Annotated in this window: 20 protein-coding genes; 5 read left to right on the top strand and 15 right to left on the bottom strand. The window is 63.9% G+C overall.

Features of this window, described 5'->3' with window-relative positions:
• Positions 1-41 precede the first annotated feature (41 nt).
• From ATE59_RS05430 to ATE59_RS05405, 6 genes are all read right to left on the bottom strand, one after another.
• Positions 42-1,421, bottom strand: coding sequence for a phosphotransferase family protein (locus ATE59_RS05430; RefSeq protein ID WP_058811489.1), 1,380 nt, complete (start codon positions 1,419-1,421; stop codon positions 42-44).
• A gap of 2 nt (positions 1,422-1,423) precedes the next feature.
• Positions 1,424-3,628, bottom strand: coding sequence for a CoA transferase (locus tag ATE59_RS05425; RefSeq protein ID WP_058811488.1), 2,205 nt, complete (start codon positions 3,626-3,628; stop codon positions 1,424-1,426).
• 3 nt (positions 3,629-3,631) lie between these two features.
• Entirely contained in the window at positions 3,632-4,060 is a 429-nt protein-coding gene (locus tag ATE59_RS05420) for a Zn-ribbon domain-containing OB-fold protein (RefSeq protein WP_058811487.1), read from the bottom strand.
• A 4-nt stretch (positions 4,061-4,064) separates the two neighbouring features.
• Positions 4,065-5,282: a thiolase C-terminal domain-containing protein gene (locus tag ATE59_RS05415; protein ID WP_058811486.1), complete on the bottom strand. Its 1,218-nt coding sequence runs from the start codon at positions 5,280-5,282 to the stop codon at positions 4,065-4,067.
• Between the two features lie 72 nt (positions 5,283-5,354).
• Positions 5,355-6,581 (bottom strand): alpha/beta fold hydrolase, encoded by a 1,227-nt coding sequence (locus tag ATE59_RS05410; protein ID WP_058811485.1) that lies wholly within the window; start codon positions 6,579-6,581, stop codon positions 5,355-5,357.
• Complete coding sequence (locus ATE59_RS05405) at positions 6,578-7,291, bottom strand: FadR/GntR family transcriptional regulator (protein WP_058811484.1); 714 nt, start codon at positions 7,289-7,291, stop codon at positions 6,578-6,580. The genes ATE59_RS05410 and ATE59_RS05405 overlap by 4 nt, the downstream gene beginning before the upstream one ends.
• Before the next feature lie 130 nt (positions 7,292-7,421).
• Between ATE59_RS05405 and ATE59_RS05400 the strand changes: the two genes are divergently transcribed.
• Complete coding sequence (locus ATE59_RS05400; protein WP_058811483.1) at positions 7,422-8,537, top strand: amidohydrolase family protein; 1,116 nt, start codon at positions 7,422-7,424, stop codon at positions 8,535-8,537.
• A gap of 54 nt (positions 8,538-8,591) precedes the next feature.
• Here the strand turns inward: ATE59_RS05400 and ATE59_RS05395 are convergent, their stop codons facing one another.
• From ATE59_RS05395 to ATE59_RS05355, 9 genes are all read right to left on the bottom strand, one after another.
• Positions 8,592-9,851, bottom strand: coding sequence for an MFS transporter (locus tag ATE59_RS05395; RefSeq protein ID WP_082657312.1), 1,260 nt, complete (start codon positions 9,849-9,851; stop codon positions 8,592-8,594).
• Positions 9,852-9,936: 85 nt separating this feature from the next.
• Positions 9,937-11,505 (bottom strand): tannase/feruloyl esterase family alpha/beta hydrolase, encoded by a 1,569-nt coding sequence (locus ATE59_RS05390; RefSeq protein WP_082657311.1) that lies wholly within the window; start codon positions 11,503-11,505, stop codon positions 9,937-9,939.
• A gap of 75 nt (positions 11,506-11,580) precedes the next feature.
• Complete coding sequence (locus ATE59_RS05385) at positions 11,581-14,211, bottom strand: TonB-dependent receptor (protein ID WP_197409134.1); 2,631 nt, start codon at positions 14,209-14,211, stop codon at positions 11,581-11,583.
• Positions 14,162-15,178: a DUF2889 domain-containing protein gene (locus tag ATE59_RS05380; protein WP_197409133.1), complete on the bottom strand. Its 1,017-nt coding sequence runs from the start codon at positions 15,176-15,178 to the stop codon at positions 14,162-14,164. Before ATE59_RS05380 ends, ATE59_RS05385 begins: the two co-directional genes overlap by 50 nt.
• Positions 15,179-15,188: 10 nt before the next feature.
• Positions 15,189-15,983 carry an SDR family oxidoreductase gene (locus ATE59_RS05375; protein WP_058811478.1) on the bottom strand — a complete coding sequence of 265 codons (795 nt, stop codon included), beginning with the start codon at positions 15,981-15,983 and terminating at the stop codon, positions 15,189-15,191.
• A 24-nt stretch (positions 15,984-16,007) separates the two neighbouring features.
• The gene (locus ATE59_RS05370; RefSeq protein ID WP_058811477.1) at positions 16,008-16,802 is read right to left on the bottom strand and encodes an SDR family oxidoreductase; all 795 of its coding nucleotides are present in this window, start codon (positions 16,800-16,802) and stop codon (positions 16,008-16,010) included.
• Positions 16,802-17,623, bottom strand: a complete 822-nt coding sequence (locus ATE59_RS05365; protein WP_058811476.1) for an SDR family NAD(P)-dependent oxidoreductase — start codon at positions 17,621-17,623, stop codon at positions 16,802-16,804. Before ATE59_RS05365 ends, ATE59_RS05370 begins: the two co-directional genes overlap by 1 nt.
• Positions 17,620-19,119, bottom strand: a complete 1,500-nt coding sequence (locus ATE59_RS05360) for a class I adenylate-forming enzyme family protein (RefSeq protein ID WP_231737188.1) — start codon at positions 19,117-19,119, stop codon at positions 17,620-17,622. Before ATE59_RS05360 ends, ATE59_RS05365 begins: the two co-directional genes overlap by 4 nt.
• Positions 19,119-19,877, bottom strand: a complete 759-nt coding sequence (locus ATE59_RS05355; protein ID WP_058811475.1) for an SDR family NAD(P)-dependent oxidoreductase — start codon at positions 19,875-19,877, stop codon at positions 19,119-19,121. Before ATE59_RS05355 ends, ATE59_RS05360 begins: the two co-directional genes overlap by 1 nt.
• Before the next feature lie 95 nt (positions 19,878-19,972).
• Between ATE59_RS05355 and ATE59_RS05350 the strand changes: the two genes are divergently transcribed.
• Genes ATE59_RS05350 through ATE59_RS05335 form a run of 4 tightly spaced genes read left to right on the top strand, consistent with a single transcriptional unit; the run spans position 19,973 to position 23,571 of the window.
• A complete protein-coding gene (locus tag ATE59_RS05350) occupies positions 19,973-20,752 on the top strand; it encodes an enoyl-CoA hydratase/isomerase family protein (protein WP_058811474.1) in 780 nt (259 codons plus the stop codon).
• 1 nt (position 20,753) lies between these two features.
• Complete coding sequence (locus ATE59_RS05345; RefSeq protein WP_058811473.1) at positions 20,754-21,665, top strand: SDR family oxidoreductase; 912 nt, start codon at positions 20,754-20,756, stop codon at positions 21,663-21,665.
• Positions 21,662-22,420, top strand: a complete 759-nt coding sequence (locus tag ATE59_RS05340; RefSeq protein ID WP_058811472.1) for an enoyl-CoA hydratase/isomerase family protein — start codon at positions 21,662-21,664, stop codon at positions 22,418-22,420. Before ATE59_RS05345 ends, ATE59_RS05340 begins: the two co-directional genes overlap by 4 nt.
• Complete coding sequence (locus ATE59_RS05335) at positions 22,420-23,571, top strand: acyl-CoA dehydrogenase family protein (RefSeq protein WP_058811471.1); 1,152 nt, start codon at positions 22,420-22,422, stop codon at positions 23,569-23,571. The genes ATE59_RS05340 and ATE59_RS05335 overlap by 1 nt, the downstream gene beginning before the upstream one ends.
• Positions 23,572-23,585 lie beyond the last annotated feature (14 nt).

Genomic DNA, 23,585 nt, shown 5'->3' with positions numbered 1-23,585 from the left:
GCTGCGGATCCGCAAGCGAGACCGGTTGGACCGCAGAAATATCAGTCCGGCCCGATATCCGCGAGCTTCGCCGCCGCGAGTCCGCCCATCGCGTCGTCCATCAAGGCGGCAGCACGCGTTTCATGTGCGTTGCACAGGATGATCGCCGCGCGCGTTTCGATGCGTTCATCCGCCACCGCTTCGCGAAAGGCCGACCAGGCGGCAGCATGATCGGCAAGTTCATGTCCCAGAACCGCTTCAATCTCGCGCTTTTCCGCCGCGTGAAAAGCCGGTTCGAAGCGTTCGATAGCACGCCACCATTTGATCAGTCGCGCCATGCCCTTCGCTTTCACAGCCGCCTGCTGGTCGGCGATGCGAGGCACGATCGTGTCGCGGATATCGTCGAGCGCGATCGCGAAACTGCGTCCGCGGGCGCCAGGCGGCGCATCGGGAAGGACAACGGGCTGCAAGACGATCCCCGCCGCTTCCGCCAGCGCTTCGGACAGTACGCGCCGATGGATCGTCGAATAGACGAGGTTCATGCCGAGGTTCGGAGGCGGCGGCGCATCGGGATCGTCATAGCGCGTGCGCCGCGCGAATCCTGTCTGGAAGAGAAGCCGCCAGTAGCGGATACGCGCGCGATCGACCCGATGTCCTCCGGCCGCTTCATAAGCCGCAAAAGCTTCGGACGGCGGAACGAAATTCTGGAACAGCATGCGCAGACACAGCATGGCGAGATCCGCCATCGGGTCGCCATAATGCACAAGCTCCCAGTCGAGCAGCGCGGTGACCTCTTCTCCGTCGAACAGGAAGTTGCCCGGCCCGGCATCGCCATGAACGATTGCCGGCGCCGGCAACTCCTCCGGGATATTCGCCTCAAGCCAGTCGAGCGACAAGTGGATCAGCGGATCCCAGGCGTCGCCGCGATTGTCCGCGCGCAACAGGGCGATCCGCTCGCGAATAAGGGTTTCGGCCGGCGCCACCGTCCCCATTCCCTCGACGGGACAGGCGGCGACGTCGATCCGGTGCAGCGCCGCGAGTTGGGCCATGAAATCCTTCGCCAGCGCGCTGCGTTGCCCGGCGTCCACGATGGCGCCGAAGCGATCCCGGCCCGGAACCAGCCCGCACAGCAAGGCGCGCTGTTCGGGTATGGCGGCATGAAAAGGCGCGACGCGGACACCCGCCCCCGCCAGTGGACCCGACAGGGCGCGCAACACCGCCGCCTCGCGCAAAAAAGCGGCATCGTCGCCAGCGCCCGCCTTGTGCACATCATAATTCATATAGGCGCGCGACGCCCGCCCGTCGGGCCAGGCGAGGTCGAGCTCGGCCCCTTCGCGCGATGCCCCGCCGCCGCCACGCGGCCGGACCGCGAGAATACGCGCGCCGCTCGCCGCTTCGACGGCCGAGGCCAGCCCCTCAGGCAGCAGCGTGGCCGGCGTCATCGTCAGCCGACAATGCCCTGCGCGCGGAACGTGGCGATCTCGTCGTCAGAAAAGCCGATCTCGCGCAATATCTCATCGCTATGCTCGCCAATCGCGGGACAGCAACGCGTGAAGACGATCGGCACATCCCCGAAGTGCCAAAGAGCGCCAGGCTGTTCGACCACGCCGAAAAGCGGCTGCGGCAGAACCGAGACGAGGTTCTGCTCGCGGTTGAGCGGATCGTCGAAGAAGCGATGCATCGCATCCTCGAAATTGACCGCGTCGCACGGGACACCTGCCGTCTCGAGCGCAGCGAGCAGGTCGGCGGCCGGGCGCGCCTTCGCCGCGTCGGCAAAGCCCGCTTCATCGGCGCCGAGGATGCCGCGGAGCGCCTCCCTCTGACCGGGCTTGTGAGCGGCGATTGCGATCCATTGGCCGCCCTCGCACTCGAAAATGCGGTGATAGGGAGAATAGCCCGTCTGGTCGCTGGTCAGATGATAGGTTTCGGTGAGGGCGCCATCGGGCCCGATCAGCCTTTCGCCCTGCGTGAAAGCCGCGACGCCGAGCAGCGAGGTCTGGGTCGTATACCCCTTGCCGCCCGCGCGTTTGGCATAAAGCGAGGCCATGATCTCGACGAGGCAGCTTTGCGCCGACGTGATATCCATCGTGCCGGGACGGTTGAAAACGGGGCGATTGCCTTCGCCCGCATTTTCGAATTCCCAGCCCGCGATCGCGTTGAAGATCGAGTCGTAGCCGGGCCAGTTACCGCGCTCGCCCTTCTGGCCATAGGCACTGACATAGTTGAATACGACATCGGGGTTGTATTTGCGAATGCCTTCTTCGCTGAGGCCGAGCTTCGCGGCCCCCTTGAAGCGCATATTGTGATGAACGACCTCGGCCCAGCGCACCAGCCGTTCGAGGATCGGCTGCGCCTCGGGGCGCGTCAGGTCGAGCGCCAGACTGCGCTTCGAACGCGCCGCCGCCTGGTAATAGCGGTGCATGAATCGGATGCGGTCGCCGGTCAGCGCCTCGACCTTGATCACATTCGCCCCGATATCGCCCATCATCGATGGCCCCATCGGGCCGGCGAGGAACATGCCGAGGTCGAGGACGCGAACGCCTTCGAGAATCGCGTCGGGCGCCGTGCCGTTCGCGGCTGCATCTTCGATCGCCTTCCAAGGCTCGCCGCCGCCTTGCCCGAGACGCGGCGCAGGCCGGCCCTGCGGCAGATCGGCATCGGTATGGAAGGGGACGTTGGGCTGGCGCGTCGCGCCGAGTTCGGGATCGTCGACCCGGACGACATAGCCGTTCGCCTCGACCTCCGGGTGTCGCAGCACTTCGCCCATCGGATAGGCCGGTTCGACCGCGATGTCCGCGGCGCGCAAATCGGCCAGCCAATTCTCGAGCGGCCGCCGCCGGAAGGCTTCGATCTTGCCTTCCGGGGTGTCGAGATCGACGCCCTCGGCCATCACCTCCCACATCGTCGGAAGCGAGGCGTAATCGAATTGCTGGCTCGGATCCATGATCTGCAGCCAGTCGCCCCCCTGGCACTGAAACAGCTGCATCGCGGTGGGACGTGCTGCCAGCGGATAGGTCGCCGGATTGGGCATCGGCCCTTCGCTGTTGCGCGCCCAGACCATCGGCAGGGTCGAAAGAAAGCCCTGGAAGATCGAAGTATGCGCGGCGCCGCCCCGTCCCGACTGGAGCCGTGCGACGAGCCGCGCGAGAATGCCCGAGGCGGCAAGATGGGCGGCCGCCCAGCTGCCTTGCCGATAGCGATAGACGATCGGCCCCGGACGGTGACCGTCATTTTCGTACAGGGTGCCGACACGCGCGGCGACGAGCAGCTCGTCGTCGCTCCGTTCGACATCGGGATGACCGTGCGGACTGCCGGTGATGCCGCACACGACCAGGCGCGGAAAGTCTTTGGCGAGCGTGGCATCGTCGAGGCCGAGCGCGCTGGCACGTGCGGGGGTGAATTGATGGAGCAGGACGTCGGCGCCCGCGAGACGCTCGCGAAGCACCGCCGCGCCCTCGCCCGTCGCGAGGTCGAGGACAAGGCTGCGCTTGCCGCGATTCCAGTTGGCGAAGGGCGCGGTGCCGCGCGCCGGATCGCCGTCCGGCCGCTCGATCTTGAGAATGTCGGCGCCGAGTTCGCCGAGCATCAGCCCCGCGACCTGGACCGCCATCCCCTCGCCGATTTCGACGATACGAAGGTCGCCGAGCATCGGTCAGGCCTTCCTGAAATTGGGCAGCACCCAGTCGTCCCGGATCGGAGTCCAGTCGACAATGACCTTCATCCCGATATGGACCTCCTCGGCATCGCAGCCCGAGACATTGGCGTTGAGACGCGCGCCCGGCGCCCCGTCGAGATCGACCACGACGGGGACATAGACATAATCCTCGCCATTTTTGGGATTCTTGTTGCAGATCGCATAGCTGAAGATCGTCGCCGTACCGGGAAGCGTCGGCCAGTTCTTCGCCCGGCTGCCGCATTCGGGGCAGACGGGGGTCGGCGGCATACGGAAATGGCCGCATTCGCCGCACTGGCATGCCGTGAGCTTATGCTCCTTTGCCGCCTGCCAGAAAGGTTCGGTATCGGGATTGGTGGTGATGCGGATCTGGTCGCCGGGAAGTGCGCGGGCGGGGCCGTAAGTCATGGATTCAGTCCTTGCGCAGGATGAGGCTGGAGACGGGAAGCGACGCCGGGCCGCCCGAAACGAGCGCGAATTCGGCATCCTTGACCTGGTTGATCGCGGTACCGCGGACCTGCTCGACGCCTTCGACGATATGCGTCATGCCGATGATATAGGCTTCGTTCAAATTGCCGCCGTGGGTGTTGACGGGGGTGCCGCCATTGACGCCCTTCCCCGTTGCCGGATCGTAGCGCAGCTTGCCCGAGAGGACATAATCATTGCCCTCCCCCTTTTCGCAGAAGCCATAATCCTCGAGCTGCATCAGCACCATCGGGCTGAAATGATCGTAGATCAGCGCGACATCCATATCCTTGGCCGCAAGCCCCGACTGCGCCCAGACGCGGTCGGCGGTGAACTTGTGGCCCGAGCTCGCGAAATGCGGATCGGGCATTCCCATCCACGCAAAGGCACGTCCCCATTCGCGCTGGCCGCCATGGGCGCAGGCATGGACCACCGCCGGCTTGTGGCGGCAGTCCTTCGCGCGGTCCATCGTCGTCGTGATCACCGCGACCGCGCCGTCGGTTTCGAGACAGAAATCGAGCCGGCGGAGCGGATCGGCGAGCATTACCGAGGCGTCATATTCTTCCTTGGTCAGCGCATTCTTGCGGACCGCCTTGGGCCGGTTGTGGGTGTTGGCGCGCGTCGCCATCACCACCTCGCCAAAGGCATCCTGCGTCGTTCCGTAGAGATGCATATGCCGCCGCGCGAGCACGCTCATCAGATGACCGGGACCAACGAGACCCGACGGCTGCAGGAAGCTGTTCTCGGGGTTGGGCGCCGCTGCGCCGAAGACGACGCCGAGCCGGTGCTGCGGCAATTGCTGCAGCGCCATCAGGGTCACCGAATAGGTGCAATCCTCGTTCATGAGGCCGGCTGTCGCCAGCCCGATTGCGCCGGGGCAGCCGCCACCGCCGCTGGTCAGCGTCGCCGAATAGCTGATGTGCGGCATGCCCAATGTTTCCATGAGGCTCGCCGTATCGAATTTGTCGAGATAGCCGGCACCTGCACCCGAATAATAGGAGAAGCCGTCGATCTGCTTGTGGCTGATCCCGGCATCGGCGCAGGCGTTCATGATCGCCTCGGCCGCCATGTCGTTGATCGTCCGCGGCCAGCTCTTGCCGCGAACATAATAGTCGGTCGACCCGACGCCGACGATCGCACATTTGTCCTGATGTGACCAAGCCATCCGGCTTCCTCTCCTTGATTCCCAGTTATATAACTAGGTTTGATATGATCGTGAAGCGGGCTTGTCCAGCCGTCAAGCGAAATGAAGTTTGCGGTACTTGCCCCGGAAGTATAGCAGCGGATCGCGCCGCGGCTCGAAGATCGCTTTCAGCACCCGGCCGACGAGAATGAAATGGTCGCCGCCGTCGTGAACCGCCTCCGACGCGCATTCGAAGCTGCTCAGTGAGCCGGTGAGCACCGGTGTGCCGAACTCGCCTGTTTCCCAAGGCGTGGCGGCGAAGCGGTCCTCGCCCTTCCCCGCAAAGCGGTTCGAGGTCGGCTGCTGGCCGATCTGCAGAACATTCACCGCGAAGCGGCCCGCCTCGCGCAGGATCGCCGCGCTGCCGGCATTGTTCGCGATGCACACGAGCAGAAGGGGCGGGTCGAGCGAAACCGACGTGAAGCTGTTGGCGGTGAGGCCGATCGGCGTGCCGTCGGGACAGGTGGCGGTGACGACCGTCACCCCGGTCGCGAAGCAGCCGAGCGCGTCGCGGAAGGTCCGCGCATCGGATCCGGCACGATATTCGGGCGAGCCGCGCGGAACACGGCGCTCGAGAAATTCGATGAGATGACCGTTCAGTGCATCGATGCGATCCTCGGTGACGACGAGCGCGGCATTCTCCACCTCGACGAGCTCGCCATCGGGGAGCTGCGCGACGAAGGCGGCGGCGTCGGCAGACGATACCAGTTCGCTCATCGCCCCGCGCACATAGAGGGTGGGGACCGCGATACCGGCGGCGATCCCGTCGAGCCGCTCGGTCATCGCGCCGCTGTCGAAGGCGCCGAGCAGCCGCACGTCCCATTGCGCCTGGCCGGGAGCGAGCGTTGCCGCAGTGCGCAGCCGCTCGCCGATTTTCTGCGAGACCTCCGGATCGATGCGGACCGGGAGATCGACGAGGACCAGGCCGGCTGCAAGCAATGCCGCGTCGCGTTCAAGCGCCGCGCTGGCGACCCAGCCGCCGAGGGTCGAGGCCACGACGACCGGACGCGTTTCCATCTGGGCCAGCACCGCGCGCAGGTCCTCGACGAGCGTGTCGAAATCGTAGCGCCCGTCCGCAGGCCATTCGCTTCCCCCATGACCGCGAAGGTCGAGACTGATCACCCGCCGTCCGGCCTCCTGGAGCGCGCCCGCGATACCGCGCCAGACCTCGCGCGTCTGACCCGCTCCGTGCAGGAGCAGCACGGCGGGATCATTGTCCGCGCCGATCACCTCGGCCTCGAGCCGGACGCCTGCAAAACCGCGATACTGAACGATGCTCATACCCGTCCCTTCCCGATCGCGGCGCCGGCATGCAGCCAGGCGTCGAACTGCTCGGACCGGCGACGCATCATCAACCGTGCAATTTCCTCGTCTCCGTCGATGATCGCCTGGCACAGGCTGCGCTGCATCGCGCGCGTGCGCTCGCGCCGGCCGGGGTCGGCGTAGAGGTCGCTGCCGCGTTCATCGAGACCGAAACTATATCCGATCTCCATCACCAGCTCGACGACCGGATTACCGCACATCCGCGCGACCAGCCGGGCCATTTCGACCTCGGCGGCGATCAGGTCGCGCGCTGTATCGCGCGCCTCGATCGTCGCGACGAACGCCTGCAGCCGCCCGATATCCTCCGCGGTGCGCCGCTGCGCGGCGGCGGCCGCCGCCTCCTCCGATACGGGCCGGGTGACCTGGATGACGTCACCGAGACTCGCGCCGCGGATGCGCAGGAACCGCGCGAGCGACTGGATCGCATCGCGCGCGTCGGGCCGTTCGGCGAAGAAACCGCCCCGGGTCCCGCGCCGCACGCTGATCAACCGCTCGCGCTCGACCATTTTCGCAGCCTGGCGGAGCGTCGGGCGGCTTACCCCGAACCGTCCGAGCAGATCGTCCTCCGCACCGAGGAAATCGCCCGGATCGGCGGCGAGACTCAGGCTTACGAGCGCACGCGCGGTGCGGCTCGCGAGCGTTTCATTGGCGGGGGATGCGTCCATCATCTTCTCCGTTAATTAGGTATCTGTTTATAGCCAGAAACACGGTATGTCCAGATTATCCTTGCCGTGACTTATATAACTAGGTACTTATTATCTCCGTCTACAGCAATGTCGAGTCGAGAGGAAATTCGTCATGAAACCCTTTGTGTTCAGCGCCGACAGCCACATCATGGAACCCGCGGATATCTTTCTGGAGGGCTTGCCCGCTTCGCTGAAGGATCATGCGATCCATTCGCGCAAGGAAGGCGAGTATCTGATCACCGGTACCAAGGACAAAATCATCTATCGCCTGCGCGTCGGCCAGCATCGCGAGAAGGCGCTGGGTGACAATGAACGCAAGGGCATCCGGGAAATCGCAGGGCGCCTCGAGGATATGGAGCTCGAAGGCATCGACGCGGAAATCTGCTTCCCCTCGCTCGGCCTGTGGCTCTATTGCCTCGACGATCCCGAGGCCGAAGCTGCCTCGGCGCGCCTCTATAACGACTGGAACGACGCGTTCCTCGGCGGCCATCGCAACCGTTTCGTGCGTTGCGGAATGCTCCCCGTCCTCGATTTTTCGAACACCATCGCCGAGCTCGACTATCTTGCCTCGAAGGGCTTCACCGCCGCGATGCTGCCTGCGGTGTCGCCGCCGAACCTCCCCAAATATAACAGCGAGGCTTGGGATCCGGTGTTTGCCAAGGCCGCAGCGCTCGGTATCGTCTTCGTCATGCACACCGGCACCGGCCTCGAAACGGTCGTGGTCGAGCGCGGCCCCGGCGCGGGGATCATCAATTACACGAACCAGATGACCGACGCGCAGCAAAGCGCCATGTATCTGGTGTCGGGCGGCGTGCTCGACCGCAATCCCGGCGCGAAGGTCGCTTTCATCGAAAGCGGCGCGAGCTGGCTCGTCGCGCTCGCCGAGCGCATGGACGAGGTGTCGATCGCGCACGCAAATTTCGTTTTCCCGAAGCTCAGCCGGGCCCCGAGCCAGATCGTCGACGACCAGATCTGGGCCAGTTTCCAGCATGATCGGGCGTGCGTTGCATCGGCGGCTGCCGGCCTTCCCGGGGCCAAGAATGTGATGTGGGGCTCGGACTATCCCCACGCCGAAGGCACTTTCCCGATCAGCCGCCGCATCGTTGACGAGCTCTTCGAAGGTCTGGACGTCAGCGAGGAGGTGCGCCGCAACATCCTCGGCCTCAATGCCGCGCGGCTGTTCGGCGTTACCCCCGAAGTCGCCACGAGTGCGACGGCGGCAGCCTGAAAACGGGCCCTACCAAATGTCAAAGCCCCTCCCTGAACGGGGAGGGGCTTTTTTTTATCCGTCCGCAAGCGGCCGCGCCGTCCGGCCCGCCATAATCGCCGCAACGCCGCCGACCAAGAGACAGCCGGACAGGACAGCCAGCGCCGGCTGCAGTGATTTGTCGCCATAATCCGCCGCGTAATACTGGCTGACATAGCCAGCGACTGTGCCACCCAGACCGGTTCCGGCAAGACCGATGAACATGTTGATCGTGGCTGACATCATCGCCCGCATCGCCACCGGCACCTGAGCGAAACTCAACGAGATGATTGGACCTAGGTGAAGCGTCATCATGAATTTGACGACGACAAAGCACGCCAACGCGACATACGGATTGGACGACAGCGCGAACATCAACGCAAAGGGAAAGGCGATCATCAGGCCAAGCCCGGCGAACCAGCCATTGAAGCCTGGATTAGCTTTACCATAACGGTCGCCAACCCAACCCGCGAGCAAATTGCCGATCACCAAACCCGCCGCCATGGCACCTCCGAGCCAGAAACCCGTTTCCGCCTTGCTCATGCCATGCACGCGCTGGAAGAATGACGCGCCCCACAGAATGAGAGCAAATCCCGTCAACGGCACCATCGTCAGCAGCAAGGCAACCCAACGCAGCGACACATTCCCCGCCATCGTGCGAAGAACATCCCCCAGCGCGATCTGCTGAACGGGAGCACTGCCTTCGGCCCGGCCGCGCCGCCGCGGCTCTGCACTGAACAGCCATACGGAGAGTCCGATGGCGATGCCCGGCAAGCCAAGAATCAGGAACACCTGACGCCAACCAAAATATTGCGAGAGCCAGCCGCCTAGAGCAAGGCCGCCCGAAAGCCCGATCGCGCTCGCGGCTAGCATTCCGGAGATTACCAGCGTTCGCCGTTCGGCGGGGTAGATTTCGGTAAGGAGCGAATTGGTAGCAGGTCCCGCCCCGGCCTCACCTGCCGCGAGCCCGATCCGTGCCGCCATCATCTGCCAGAAACTATGCGCCATGCCGCAAAGCGCGGTGGCAGTGCTCCAGACGACCACACAAACAGAAATCACGAGGCGGCGGTCGCCGCGATCCGCGTATCGCGCGATAGGAAAAGCCGCAAGCGCATAGAAGAGTGCGAAGGACAAACCGGTCAACATTCCCAGCTGCCCGTCGCCCAGACCGAGCTCGGCCTTGATATCGTCTTGAAAGAGCGTGAAAATCTGCCGGTCAACGTAGCTCAATATGGCAACGACAAAAAGCAGGCCGAACGTAATGCTGCGACGTGTCGGCGAAACTGAGCCAGTCATTCCAATTCCTCTTCCGGGCCATATGCATTTGAGAGCTTGACGGGGCCGGCGCCAACGGAGGTCATGCCCTACCGCCACGTCCCGCCTATTTCACGCACCGCCAGTTCGCCGCATCGTTGATATCGAGCTTCGTCGGATTGCCGATCCCGCCGATGAAATGCGATCGGGCAGGAAAAGCGCACAGCTTGTAATGGCGGGTGGCGGGCGTTGCGACAGGACCATCCCCCAGCCCGGTGACGGTATTCCCGCCCGTACGGCTTGGATTGCCCGCAATCACCATTTCCGGGGCTTTGCCGGTTTCAACCCATATTGCCATCGCCTCGAGCAATTGATCGGGCGCATCCGTCGGCGCCCCCTCACCCATCGAACAATGATGCAGACCGGGAACGAAGAAAGTGCGCAGAAACTTCCCCGCTCTTGCCTCACCATGTCGCGCGACGAGCGCGTTGGAATAGGCGAGCACATTTTCAGGCGGCACGGCCTGATCCGCGGCTCCGCTCCACAGAATCAACTTGCCGCCGATTTTCTCGAGGGCGTCGATCCGCGCGGGATCGAACTGGTAGCGGCCGTTGGCGGCCTGGAAATCGCGATCAGCGATCAACGCCGCGCGATCCGAGTAATTCATCGCCTGCAAGATGTCGTAATCAGGCCCCTTGAACCCCTTGGCGCCCGTCGCGGTTACCATGAAGCCGGCGGGATAATCCTGCAAATCGGTCCAAGGTGGCCGCTTGGTCCCGGTCAGGAAGCTGGGAAAGGCCGTGACGTTACCGAGCCAATAGCCCGGATAACTTGTACCCTGTTCAGGCTTGAGGCCCGTCGAGATGAAATTCATCAATCCGAACTGGGCATCGCTGAGATAGGGAAAATCCTCGCGGTCGAGCTTGATACCCATCGGGTTCCAGATCAGGCCGTCGATAGCTCCGTCGTCGCCATCGTGCCGCGAAAGCATCGTGCTGTGGACTTGTGCCCATTCTTCGGGAGAAATCCAACTCAAGGGATTCTTGTACATATATTGGGCGATAGCGCCCCAGATATGATTGATTTCGAGATTGGAGGTCGACATGGCGGCTGCCACATAGCCATCGAAATCGCCCGGATAGAGCTCGGCATTCGACAGGGTACCATCGCCGCCGCCCGAGCAGCCCTGAGCAAACCGGTGGAAAGATCGCTCGCCATAATAGGTTCGCGTCAGGCGCTGAGTGGCCTGGGCCGATACATGAACGCCGCGATAGGCCCAATCCCGCGCTTGAGCCGGATCCTTGCGCCAGGAAAAATCCAATATATTTGCCGGCCGGGTTCCCTTGTCCGTCGATGCAATCGCATAACCGGTCGCAAGCTGGGTCGCCGCGGGATCAGGTACAAAGCCTGCGGCTCCGCCCTGAATGGTCATGACATAGCGTCCGTTGAAATTGTCCGGAAGCGCGAGCATGAAATTGACCCGGTTCGGCCCCGGATCTTGCGTCGTGACATACCCATCGACGCGGCAATGTGGCGACGGGGCCTCCCGCCTTTCCACAGATCGGATGGTAACCCCGTCGGAATGCGGAAAGGCAGAAGCGACGCATTTGTCCGCCGGTGAAGGACTGGCCACACCGATATTGCTGGCGGCAAAGGTCAAGGCGGTGGCCGCTACGATGCAAAGGCCCCTGCTCATAATATAGCTCCACAAAATGAAACGGGGAGGATTTCGTCAGAAACCTCCCCGTTTTTCACAATCGACCGGCCGTGATCAGAATTTGGCCGAGACGCCGACACCATAGGTGCGGGGGTCATTGCGGATCGATGACGTCGTCACGCTGAAGAGATACTGCGTGTGCTGGAGATAGCGTTCGTTCGTCAGGTTCCGACCGAAAGCAAAGATTTCGAATTGATCGTCGTCACCGAATTTGAGACCGGCGCGGGCGTCCAGAATGCCGACCGAGCGTCGCGTCGAAATCCGTGCCCATTCGGCATCGGGGATAGCGAGTGCGCCTAGCTGAGCCGCGACCGCGGGGTTGGCGAGCGGAGCGGTCGAGCCGAACAGCGCGATGGCGATGTCATCGACCTCGCGATTGAAGGCGTCGAGGTGAACCTTGCCCGTCCAGCTGTAATTCACATTCAGGCCAAGGCGGGCGAAACCCAGATCGCCTTCGTAGCTGCCACCGACATTGAACTGCGTCTGGATGATATCGCGGATATAGTCGGGGCACCGGTCATTCGCACAATTCTTGTATTTTTCGTTGTTCGCAGCGAGCGAACCATAGAAGGCAAGGCCGGTAATGGGCCTGACGGTCAAATCCGCCTCGACACCATAGTTGCGAAGGTCTGCCGGATTGACAACGGACGTGTATCGAGTTGTCGTGCCAGGGACTGTGAGGATCTGGGACGACTGGAAGTCCTTCACGGTATTGTAATAGCCGGCAATATTCAGAGTAATCTTGCGGTCAAGGAACTGGCTCTTGATACCGATTTCATGCTCGAAATTCTGCTCGGGCAAAGACGCAATCGATGTGTCCTTCCCCCCGACGATACCGACGGTGCGCAATTGTTGCGCGCCGGCACGATAGCCCTTGCCCGTCTTCGCGTAGATCATCACGTCGTCGGTCAGGTGGAAATTTGCCCCGAAAGTATAGGACCAGGCCTGATAGCTGTCCGATGCGGTGACAAAGCAGTGTCCGTCCGCGGTCGGCAAGACCGAGGGAGAAATGCAGCGGTTCGCCCCGGTCGGAAGTGTATCCACGCTTCCTACGCGAAAATTGATGTTATCCGACACATTCTTGCGCCGATCCCAGCTGTGCCGGACACCCGCGACGAGATCGATCTGGTCGGTAACGTGAAAATTCGCCTGTCCGTAAATACCGACGGCATCATTCTTGATATTGCTGCGGAAGGTGTTTCCGCTTGTATAAGCGGGGCCGGTGTAAGTCGTCCCCTGACTATTATCATTCCCTTTTTCAGCGATATACGATAGGCCGACGACATAATCGAGCTTGTCGCCGAAGGTGTTTCCGGCAAGCTGGATTTCGCTCGTATATTGCTCGAGATCGATGACATAATCGTTGTTGCCGGCGACAAGGGCCGTGCCGTCCAGGTCGTTGATGCTGTGGGAACGGACCTTGCGATAGCTGTTCAACAGCGAGAATGTCGCGTCGCCAAAATCGAACTTGATCCCGGCACGATAGGTCTGGGTCTTGGTGTTCGTGAAAGGCTGTGGCGCGATACCCTGCGTCGATGGACCGAATCCGGTAATTCCGTCAAGCGGCAAGGTGATCGAGACCCGGTCGAGATTGGCGAGGTCATAATTGGCCAGGGTGGTGCCGGCGGCGCCGAGCGCCGGCGAAGCATGGCTCAGGAAGCGTGCCGCGCCCTGCTGCTCCGAATCATACCATTCGCCGCTGAGCTGAATTTCGATATTGTCGGTTGGCATCGCGAGGACCTTGAGCCGGCCCTGCAGGATATCGCGATTGTTGTAGCGGGCGCCGGTAAGCGTCGGCGTGCCGGCAAGGACTGAAGGCAGGCTATATCCTTTTACCGTGCCGTCGCGCTTGTTGATCCGGATCGCGCCGCGAACGCCAAGCCGGTCCTTGATCAACGGTATATTGACTACCGCGGTGCCGATCCGCTCGTTGAAATTGCCATAGCTGGCACTGAGCGAAGCACCGAAGCGATTCAGGTCGGGATCGTTGGTTTCGACGACCAGCGCACCTGCGGACGTGTTGCGACCGAACAAGGTACCTTGCGGGCCCTTCAGAACCTGGACGCTTCGCACGTCGAGGACATCGGCGTTCAGACCATAGGAGCGCGCCCAGTAGACGCCATCGACATAGACACCGACCGAAGGATCGACCGTGGCAAGGTTGTCGTTCTGAACCTGCCCACGCAGGCCAATGTTGATCGACGATGAGTTGTTGGGAGATTCGCGGATGAGGAGGCCGGGCGTCTGGGCCGCGATCGCCTGGATGTTCGTCACGTTGCGATCGGTCAAATCGTCGCCTGAAAAAGCCACAATGGCGGTCGGCACGTCCTGCACATTGGCCGCCTGTTTCGTCACGCCGATGACGACGATCGCCTGGTCATCATATTGCGTATCGTCCGCCGGAGCCGGCGTGCCGGGAGCCTGCTGGGCGAACGCGGGCACCGATGACATGGCGATCGCCGCAAATGACGCCGTCGCAAGACCTCGGGCCGAATCGAACTTATGCCTGAAAATCATGATCAACATCCTCCCTGCGAGGCTTCCTGACGTCCTCGCTTGGCCAGTTATATAACTAAGTCTAACAAGATAGACAAGTGAGTTGCACTTTCCGTCGCGGAAACCGCCCGGAACGCCCTTAATTGTGTCTTTTCGGCAACATTCGCGCGAGGACGGGGACGTCGGCAAGCGCGCGCAACACGTCATTGAGATGCGTGCAACCGAGCGGGCCGGCCAGCGTGTCGAGCACCGCTTCGCGAAACGCTCCGACCGGCTGCCCGATCATTCGTGCCGCCTTGATCGACGCCCCGGGGCATTCGCGGTACGGCAGGATCAGCGGCAAGGCCTGGAGCGACACAAGCGTTTCGCTGTCTTCATCGACTTCGGCATAGACGCGATATTCGTGGATCGCGGTGCGCGTCCCTTGCGGATTGGGACCGCTATCCTGGAAACCGGCATCGACCTTGAGAACACCCTCGGCCCGCCAAATGTCGATACGCCGCGCCCGGCGCGCCTGTGGCCGCCCGGCCTGATCGGGCATCGCGTGCCAGCCGGCGGGATCGTCGGGATTGGCAAGCGGACCGACTTCGGTCGAAGACTGGTTGATGTGGTCGGGAGATCCATCGTCGGTCAGCGAACTCGCCCCTTCGGTAAAGCCGGTGCAAATGTTGACCATTTGCCCCTTCCTTACCGATGTTTGCTGGACATTTCCACGAATCCGCTCGCGCCAGTTGTCGATCCAGAGCGACCAGTTCCACCCCGCGACGAGGCTCGCACCGGCAAAATCGTCGAGCAGTTGAAAAATCGGGGTGCCGCGCATGTCGCCGAGCGTTGCCGCCAGCGCATGACGGCTCGCCCCGCCCGCCCGCACGCCGACCATTTCGGCAAGGCGCGGGTGATCCGGGATCGCCGAAATTTCGAGAATCTCGCGGATCGGCGACGTCCGGATATCCATGCTGCCCGCCGCGAGCACGACGGGATCGCCCTGCGCCGGCGTCAGCAGGTCGCGCGCGCGCCCTTTCATCTCCCATGGCTGGCCAAATCCGTCAGGCCAATCGGAATCGATCGACGTCGTGCGCCGGATCGATCCCGGACGGCGGGCCGGAGCGGTCCCGGCCGACTGGCGTGCGAAAGGAAATTGCTGGGGGACGTTCAACGGCACGCTCCTACTTCGGCGGCATGCGAATGGCACCGTCGAGCCGCAAATTCTGGCCATTGAAATAGCCGTTGCGCGCGAGTTCGAGCACGAGGCTGCCGAACTCCTCGGGATGACCCAGACGTTTGGGGAATGGAACCGAAGCCGAAAGACCTTCGAAAATCGCCGGGGCGCGATCCTTGACCGCGAGCATCGGGGGCGTCGCGAAAATCCCCGGCATGATCGAGTTGACGCGGATTCCGAGATCCATCAGGTCACGCGCCATCGGCAGCACCAGCCCATTCACGCCGGCTTTCAGCGACCCATAGCCAACCTGGCCGATCTGCGCATCCTGCGCCGCCGCCGACGCGGTGAGAATGATCGCGCCGCGCTCGCCATCCTCGTTCAGTGGCTCGGCATTCGCCATTCCGAGCGCGGACAGCGACGCGAGCCGGTAGGTTGCGATCAATATGCCTTGTGCCGAAAAGGCATAATCGTCGGTGGAAAAGCGGACATAGCCTCCCGATGCCTTGTCGTAGCGGACGGTCTTGCCGCCCTTCGAGATTTGCGCGCAATGGACGAGAACGCGTTCCTGGCCGTGCGCCGCGCGCGCCGCCTCATATCCCGCGACCACGCTATCCTCGCTGGTGATATCGACCTTGCAGAAGAGGCCGCCGATGGCGTCGGCGACCGCCTTGCCGCCCTCCTCGTTGACGTCGAAGATCGCGACCTTCGCCCCTGCCCCGGCGAGTGCCTCGGCGCTCGCCCGACCGAGCCCCGAAGCTCCGCCCGTCACCACTGCTGCAATATTATCGTCGAGTTTCATGTCGCTTCCTTTGATTGCGAATCTTCATTGCAAGACTTCGAGACTGCCGCCGTCGATCACGAGAATCTGGCCGGTGATGAAACCGGCGCGGTCCGAGCAGAGAAAGGCGGCTGCCGCTGCCATCTCCTCTGGGGTGCCCATGCGCGGGACGGGATATTGACTGGTGCGCTCGGCAATATGTTCGTCGTAGGTCTGGCCCTGCGCCTCGGCGATCTTCGTGAAGACCTCCCGGAACTGCGGGGTGTCGATCGCACCGGTGCCGAGCGTGTTGACGGTGATGCCCATCGGGCCGAGTTCGGCAGAAATCGTCTTGGCCAGCGCGAGCGCTCCAACCCGATAGGTGTTCTGCGCCGCGCGGGCGAGCCTGCGGTGCGGCGCCTTGACCGAATTGGTGCCGATGGTGAGGATACGCCCCCAGCCCTGCGACCGCATATGCGGAATCACCGCCTGGACCGCCCAGCGGAACGCCATGACATTATTGTTGTTCGCCGCGGCGAAGATATCGTCGTCCGCCTCGAGGAAAGAACCCTTGGGGCCGGAATCGACGTTGAAGATCAGGATGTCGGGCGGGCCGAAGGCGTCGCTCGCTGCCCGCACGGCGTCGGCAATTCCGTCCCTGGTCGTGCAGTCGGCCGAGATGCCGATCACCCGTCCGCCCCCCGCCCCCACGTCGGCGACGGCGACATCGATCGTCGCTTGCGTACGCGCGGCGATGACCACGCTGCACCCTTCGCGCGCGAATTCGATTGCGCAACCGAGACCGATGCCCCTGGAGCCGCCGAAGACGAGCGCGACCTTGCCGGAAATCCCGAGGTCCATCAGGGCGCCTTCCCTTGCTGGAGTTTCAACCGCTCCTGCAGGATGTCGCCGCGGCCCGGTGAAGCAGCGACCGTCGAACCGCCGTCCATCTTGATCGTCGTGCCCGTGATATAATCGGACTTGGCGGAGGCGAGGAACAGGCAGGCGTGCGCGATGTCCGCGGGCGTTCCCGCACGGCCGACAGGCACGGTCGCGCCATAGGCCGCGAGCCCGTCATCGCCGAGCACGGCCTTCGCACGGTCGCTGGCGACGAGCCCGGGGTTGATCGCATTGACCGTGATCCGCTCACCCACCACATCGCCCGCGGCGCCGCGAATGAAGGCATCGAGCGCCGCTTTCGCCATGCCATAGGCGGTCATGTTGGGCACCACATTGTAGGTACCGTTGATCGAGCCGATCGCGATGAACCGGCCGCCGTCGCGCGCGCGGGCGAGATGCGGGCGCGCAGCGTCGAGCAACCACCAGGCCGCCTTCGCGATGCTCGCGAACCCCGCTTCGAGCCGCTCGTCGTCGACATGGCCGATCCCGCCATGCGGAATATCGGCTGCAGCGTGAACGACGATGTCGACCCCGCCATGGGCCGCGACTGCGGCATCGACGAGCGCGCGGCAATCGTCGTGCCGCGCGATATCGGAGGCGAAGACGCCCGCCACGCCTCCCGCGGCCTCGATCGCAGCCTTTGCGTCCTCGGCATAGGCGATCGTCCTCGCGCCCAGCATCACGCGCGCGCCCGCCGCGGCGAAGGCGGTCGCGATCCCTCGGCCAATACCGCGTCCACCCCCGGTGACGATCACCGATTTTCCGGCAAAGTCCCCGGTCATGGCGCGCCTTCGAACAAGGCTTGCAGCCCGTCGGCCGACGGCTTCATCGAAGGGGTACGCGGAAAGTCGGCGACAAAGCGGATGTGCACCGGGACCTGATAGGCGATCAGCCGGTCCTTGAGCCACGCCTTGAGATCGCCGACCGATGGCGCGCTGGCGCCATCGCGGAGGATGACCGCGGCGGCCGGCACGGCGCCGAGCCGTTCGTCGCGCACACCGACGACCGCGGCCTCGCGCACCGCGGGATGATCGTTGAGCACGCGGACGACATCGTCCGGATGGACCTTGAAACCGCCGCGGATGATCGCATTGTCGGCGCGTCCCAGGATATAGAGGAAGCGGTCGGTATCGAGCGTGGCACGATCGGTGGTTCGCAGCCACTGCATGTCGTTGTTGAGCTGCCTGCCCTTCAGTTCGAGCAGTCCCTCTTCGCCCGGCGCGAGGATCGCGCCGCTGTCAGGGTCGACGATGCGCGCCTCGATATCCCCGTGGACGCGGCCGACGGCGCCTCGCTTTTCCTTCCAGAGCGACCGGAAATCGTCGATCGTCCAGCCGGCGATTGCACCGGCGAATTCGGTCGCGCCATAATTGCTGCAGATCGGGATGCCATATTTGTCGAAAAAGGCGTCGACCAGGTCGGCGGGGAGCGGCGCGGTGCCCGAGATCAGCGAGCGGAGGCTCGACAGGTCGGAGGGGTCGACATCGGCATCGAGCAGCATGCGCACCGCCGAAGGAACCGCGGGCGCGACCGCGGGCCGGTTGCGCTTCACCGCCGCGACCCAGGCCTCGACGCTGAACTTCTCGAGCAGCGCGATCTTGCGCCCTGCCGCGAGTGCCGCGATGCAACCGTAAATGCCGCCGATATGGGTCAGCGGATTGACCACCATCGTGCAGCCGGAGTTGAGCTTCGGCGGATCGTCGAAGCTGCGCCCGCGTTCATATTTGGTGAAGCCGCGGAAACTCGCGTCGAAGGCCTCGCGGCTCAGCGGAATGCGTTTCGGCGTGCCGGTCGTTCCGCTGCTCAACATCTCGATCGCGATCCCGGGGGAGGTCCGGATGTCGGTCCGTATCTGCGGCTCGATGACGCGCACGGCTTCGAGCCGCGGACCGATCTCGACAATCGCCGACCCGGCCCGGGCGAGCGCCGCGGACAGACCGGGCCGCGCGAGATCGGTCGTATCGGCGATCACGACGGGTAGCCCGAGCGTCTCGACGTCGGCGAACAGTCTTTCGTCGGGCAGAACAGGATTGAGCGTGACGAGACAACGGTCGGTCGAGAGCACCGCGACGATCGCGGCGATATGTCCGGGCCGGTTGCGCAGCATCACGCCGACGCGCGCATCGGCGGGCAGCCCCATGGCATCGAGCGCGCTTTCGATCGCGCGCACGGAGTCGGCGATCCGGCCCCAGCTATAATCGCGCCCTTCGAAATCGATCTCGGTCCGGTCGGGATCGAGCGCCATGATCGCGCGCAGCTTTTCGGTCATGAGGGCCATCAGATCGAAAGCCCGCCGCTCGCCTCGATCACCTGTCCGGTGACCCAGCGCGCATCGTCGCCAAGCAGCATCATGACCGCGCCGGCTATGTCGTCGGGCTCGCCGAGGCGGCCCATCGGGGTGTGCCTTGCCGTTGCCTCGTCCCATCCGGGCTGCGCGCGCAACGCGGCGATGAACTCGGTGGCGACGGCCCCCGGAGCGATGCAATTGCAGGTGATCTGCCGCTTGGCGACCGCGAGCGCCGTCGAAAAGGTGAGGCTCTGGATCGCACGCTTGGTCATCGCATAGCCGGCGGCGAAGGGCTGGCCGACCTTGCCCGACATCGAACCGATATTGACGATCCGCCCGCCCTCGCGAAGCCGCGGCAAGGCCGCCTGGGTGACGAAATGCGGTCCCTTGACGTTGACGGCATAGAGCGCGTCGAACAGATCCTCGGAACCGGCCTTGAGCGTTCCGTCGCGTCCGCTCCGCCCGATTCCGGCATTGTTGATCAATATATCGAGATTCGGCTCCCCGCCGAACACCGCATCGCAGGCAGCGAACATATTTTCGATATCGGCAAGCGACGACACATCCGCCTGTACGACGAACGCCTTCCCGCCCCCCGCGATGATATCGTCGGCGAGCGACTGCGCCGCGCTTTCGTTGCCGGCATAGTTGATCGCGACATGTGCGCCCGCGGTCCCGAGTCGCTTGACGATCGCGGCGCCGATGCCGCGCGATCCGCCGGTGACCAGCGCCGTTTTGCCGTTCAGCATCTGCCATCTCCCCAACATCTTTGCTTCGACATAATTGACCTAGTTATACAACTCGTGCAACATCTATGTCGAAATGGTTTGGGAGAACCGGGGCGATGGCCGACACGATACTGAGCGAATGCGATGGTCCGCTGCGCATTTTGACGCTGAACCGGCCAGAACGGCACAATGCGATGGACGACGCCATGTCCGACCTGTTCCAGCAGTTGCTGTTCGCGGCGCTGGAGGAGAACGAAACCAGCGCCATCCTGATCCGGGCGAACGGACAATCCTTTTGCTCGGGACGCGACACCAATGTGCTGGGCCAGCGCGCACGCGACGAAAGCGACTTTCATTTCGTCCGCCGCCACCAGGAATCGCGGCTTCGCATGATGGACGCGACCAAGCCGATCATCGCCGCGGTCAAAGGCGGCGCGATCGGCGGAGGGTGCGAGCTGGCGATCGCGGCCGACATCCGCGTCAGCGACACCACGCTGAAAATGGCGCTGCCCGAAATCAACTATGGCGTGCTGCCCGACACGGGCGGAACCCAGATGATGACCGCGCTGATCGGACCCTCGCGGACAAAATTTATGGTGATGTCGGGACAAAAGATCGACGCCGCAACGGCACTCGAATGGGGCGCGGTCGATTTCGTCGTCGAGCCGGGCGAACTCGATGCCAGGGCGCTGGAGATCGCGCACGATATCGCGGCGAAGCCACCGATCAACCTCGCGCTGGCGAAGGAGATGATCAATCTGATGCATGGATCGACCATCCGCACCGGCACCCGCGCCGAACTTTATGCGCAAAGCTATCTCTTCAAGACCGAAGATTATCAGGAAGCCCGCGCTGCGCTCCGCGAGAAACGCGCGCCCAATTATAAAGGGAAATAGCATGGCCCTCCCCTCACCTCCGCCTCTCGGCGCCAAGGCACTGCCCGACGGAAGCTATGACGGCCAGGTCGTCGCCGTCACCGGCGGCGGCACCGGCCTCGGCAAGGGCATGGCGATCGAGTTTGCGCGTCTTGGCGCGAAGATCGCGCTGCTGAGCCGCAAGCCCGAACATCTCGAGGCGGGGCTGGCGGCCATGCGTGCCGTCGGCGCCGACGCGATCGCCGTCGCCTGCGACGTGCGCGATCCCGACGCGATTTCGGCAGCGTTCGACGAGATCGAGGCCCGGCTCGGCCCGGTCGACGTGCTGGTCAACAATGCGGCGGGCAACTTCCCCGCCCCCGCCGAGGAAATGACGCCGAACGGCTTTCGGACCGTCGTCGATATCGTCCTGAACGGCACCTATAATTGCAGCCGCGAGTTTGCGATCCGCCGGCTTGCCGCGGGTGTGCCCGGCGCGATCCTCAATATCGGCGCGACATACAGCTGGACCGGCGGGCCCGGCACCGCCCATTCGGCGGCGGCGAAGGCCGGGGTCACCAACCTGACGCAGAGTCTCGCGGTCGAATGGGCGCCCGACGGCATTCGCGTCAACTGCATCGCGCCCGGCCGCTTCCCCCATGAAGATCTGCCGGACCATATGACGCGCCACCGGGTCGGCGAGCGCGGCGACAGCACGATCCCGGGCCAGCGCGTCGGCGAGGTGCGCGAACTCGGCTGGGCAGCGACTTTCCTCTGCTCGCCCTATGCGACCTACATCAGCGGACATACGCTCGTCGTCGATGCTGCGAACTGGCTTCGCCGGAGCCTCGTGATGCCCGAGTTCGTACCGATCCGCGAACAGTTCGGCAAAAGCGCGCGCGAAAGCGGATCGGCGCAGACAGCGATCGCCCGGGCGCGCGGAGACAAGGCATGAACGACCAGACCCTCGTCCTGCGGCACGATGCCGATGGCGTCTGCACGCTGACACTCAACCGTCCCGACCAGCGCAATGCGGTCAACCGCGAGCTGTTTCGCGCGTTCCGCGGCCATGTTCGCGATATCGAGCAGGACGGCGCCGACGTCGGCCTGGTCGTCATCACCGGCGCGGGCGGCCATTTCTGCGCGGGCCATGATCTCAAATCGCCGCCGCATCCCGACGCGCTCGGCTGGTTGCGGCAGGAGATGCTGACCCTCGAACGGCTGACAAGGCTCCCGCAGCCGGTGATCGCGAAAGTCCAGGGAAGCTGCTACACCGGCGGCCTCGAATTCGCGCTGTCCGCCGATTTCATCATCTGCGGCACCAGCGCGCGCTTTGCCGATACGCATGGCAAATGGGGCCTCGTTCCGGGCTGGGGCCTGTCGCAGCGCCTGCCGCGCCGCGTCGGGCAGGCGAAGGCGCTCGAAATGATGCTGACGTGCCAGCCCTATACGGGCGACGAAGCCGCGGCGATGGGTCTCGCCAATATTTGCGTCCCCGATGACGCGCTCGACGCGAAGGTCGCCGGGCTCGCCGCGCTGATCCTCGGCAACAGCCGCCACAGCAATGCCGAGAACAAGCGGCTCATCTATGAGACCGATGGCATGGCGCTCGGCAACGGCCTCAGCCACGAGCTGATGCGCAACGCGGGCTTCGACCCCGCGATGCGCAAGAAGGGCGAGCCGATCGGCGGCAGCGGGAAGGCCGGCTGATGGAGACCGGATTTTCGCCTGAAGAAGCAGCATTTCGGGGCGAATGCCGCGACTGGTTGCTGTCGAACATTCCCCGCGAGAAACGGCCGGTCGATGCCGCCGACGCGATCGGCTTCGACAAGGCGTGGCAGCGGCAGCTGTTCGATGCCGGCTGGGCCGGGATCAACTGGCCGGTCGAATATGGCGGCCGCGGCCTGTCGATCGTCCAGCAGGTCATCTGGCTCGAGGAATATGCAAAGGCCCATGCTCCGTGGATCGGTGCGAATTTCGTCGGCATCAATCATGGCGGCCCGACGCTGATCCTGAACGCGAGCGACGAGCAGAAAGCGTGGCACCTGCCGCGGATACTGAGCGGCGAAGCGATCTGGTGCCAAGGGTTTTCCGAGCCAGGTGCGGGATCGGACCTCGCCGGGATCAAGACCCGCGGCCGGATCGAAGGCGACGAGATCGTCGTCAACGGCTCGAAAATATGGACAAGCTTCGCCCATGTCGCCGACTGGCAGGAACTGGTACTGCGCACCGAAGAGGGATCGCAGCGGCACGCCGGACTGAGCTGGGTGATCTGCGACATGCACGCGCCGGGGATCAGCGTGCGGCCGATCCGGAAGATTTCGGGCGAGGTCGAGTTCGCGGAAGTCTTCTACGACGACGTCCGCGTACCGCTTGCCAATGTCGTCGGCGGGATCGGCAATGGCTGGAAGGTCGCCATGTCGACGCTGAGCTTCGAGCGCGGCACGGGCTTCATCGCCGATCAGGTCAAGCAAGGTCAGGAAATTGCCGAGCTGATCGCGACCGCGCGGGCGAACGGAATGATCAGGGACGAACGTATCGCCGACAGCCTCGCCCAGATGCGCGCCGAGGTGGCCGCGTTGCGGGCGATGACCTATCGCAATATCTCGGACGTCGTCCGCACGGGCCAGCCGGGACCCGAAGCCTCGGTGATCCGCCTCTTCACCTCCGAGCTCGGACAGCGCCTCGAACGCATGGCGGTGCTGCTGATGGGCGAGGCGATGATCGACTTCGCCTATGGCGACGACAATGCCGTCGGCGACTATCTGCGCGGCTTCGCCGCAACGATCGCGGGCGGGACGGCACAGATCCAGCGCGACATCATCGCCGAGCGATTGCTCGGCCTGCCGAAGTCGCGATGACCGTTCGGCAGTCT

It is taken from the genome of Sphingopyxis sp. A083 (assembly GCF_001468495.1).
Taxonomy (GTDB): Bacteria; Pseudomonadota; Alphaproteobacteria; order Sphingomonadales; family Sphingomonadaceae; genus Sphingopyxis; species Sphingopyxis terrae.
This window is presented reverse-complemented; position numbering and strand designations above follow the sequence as displayed.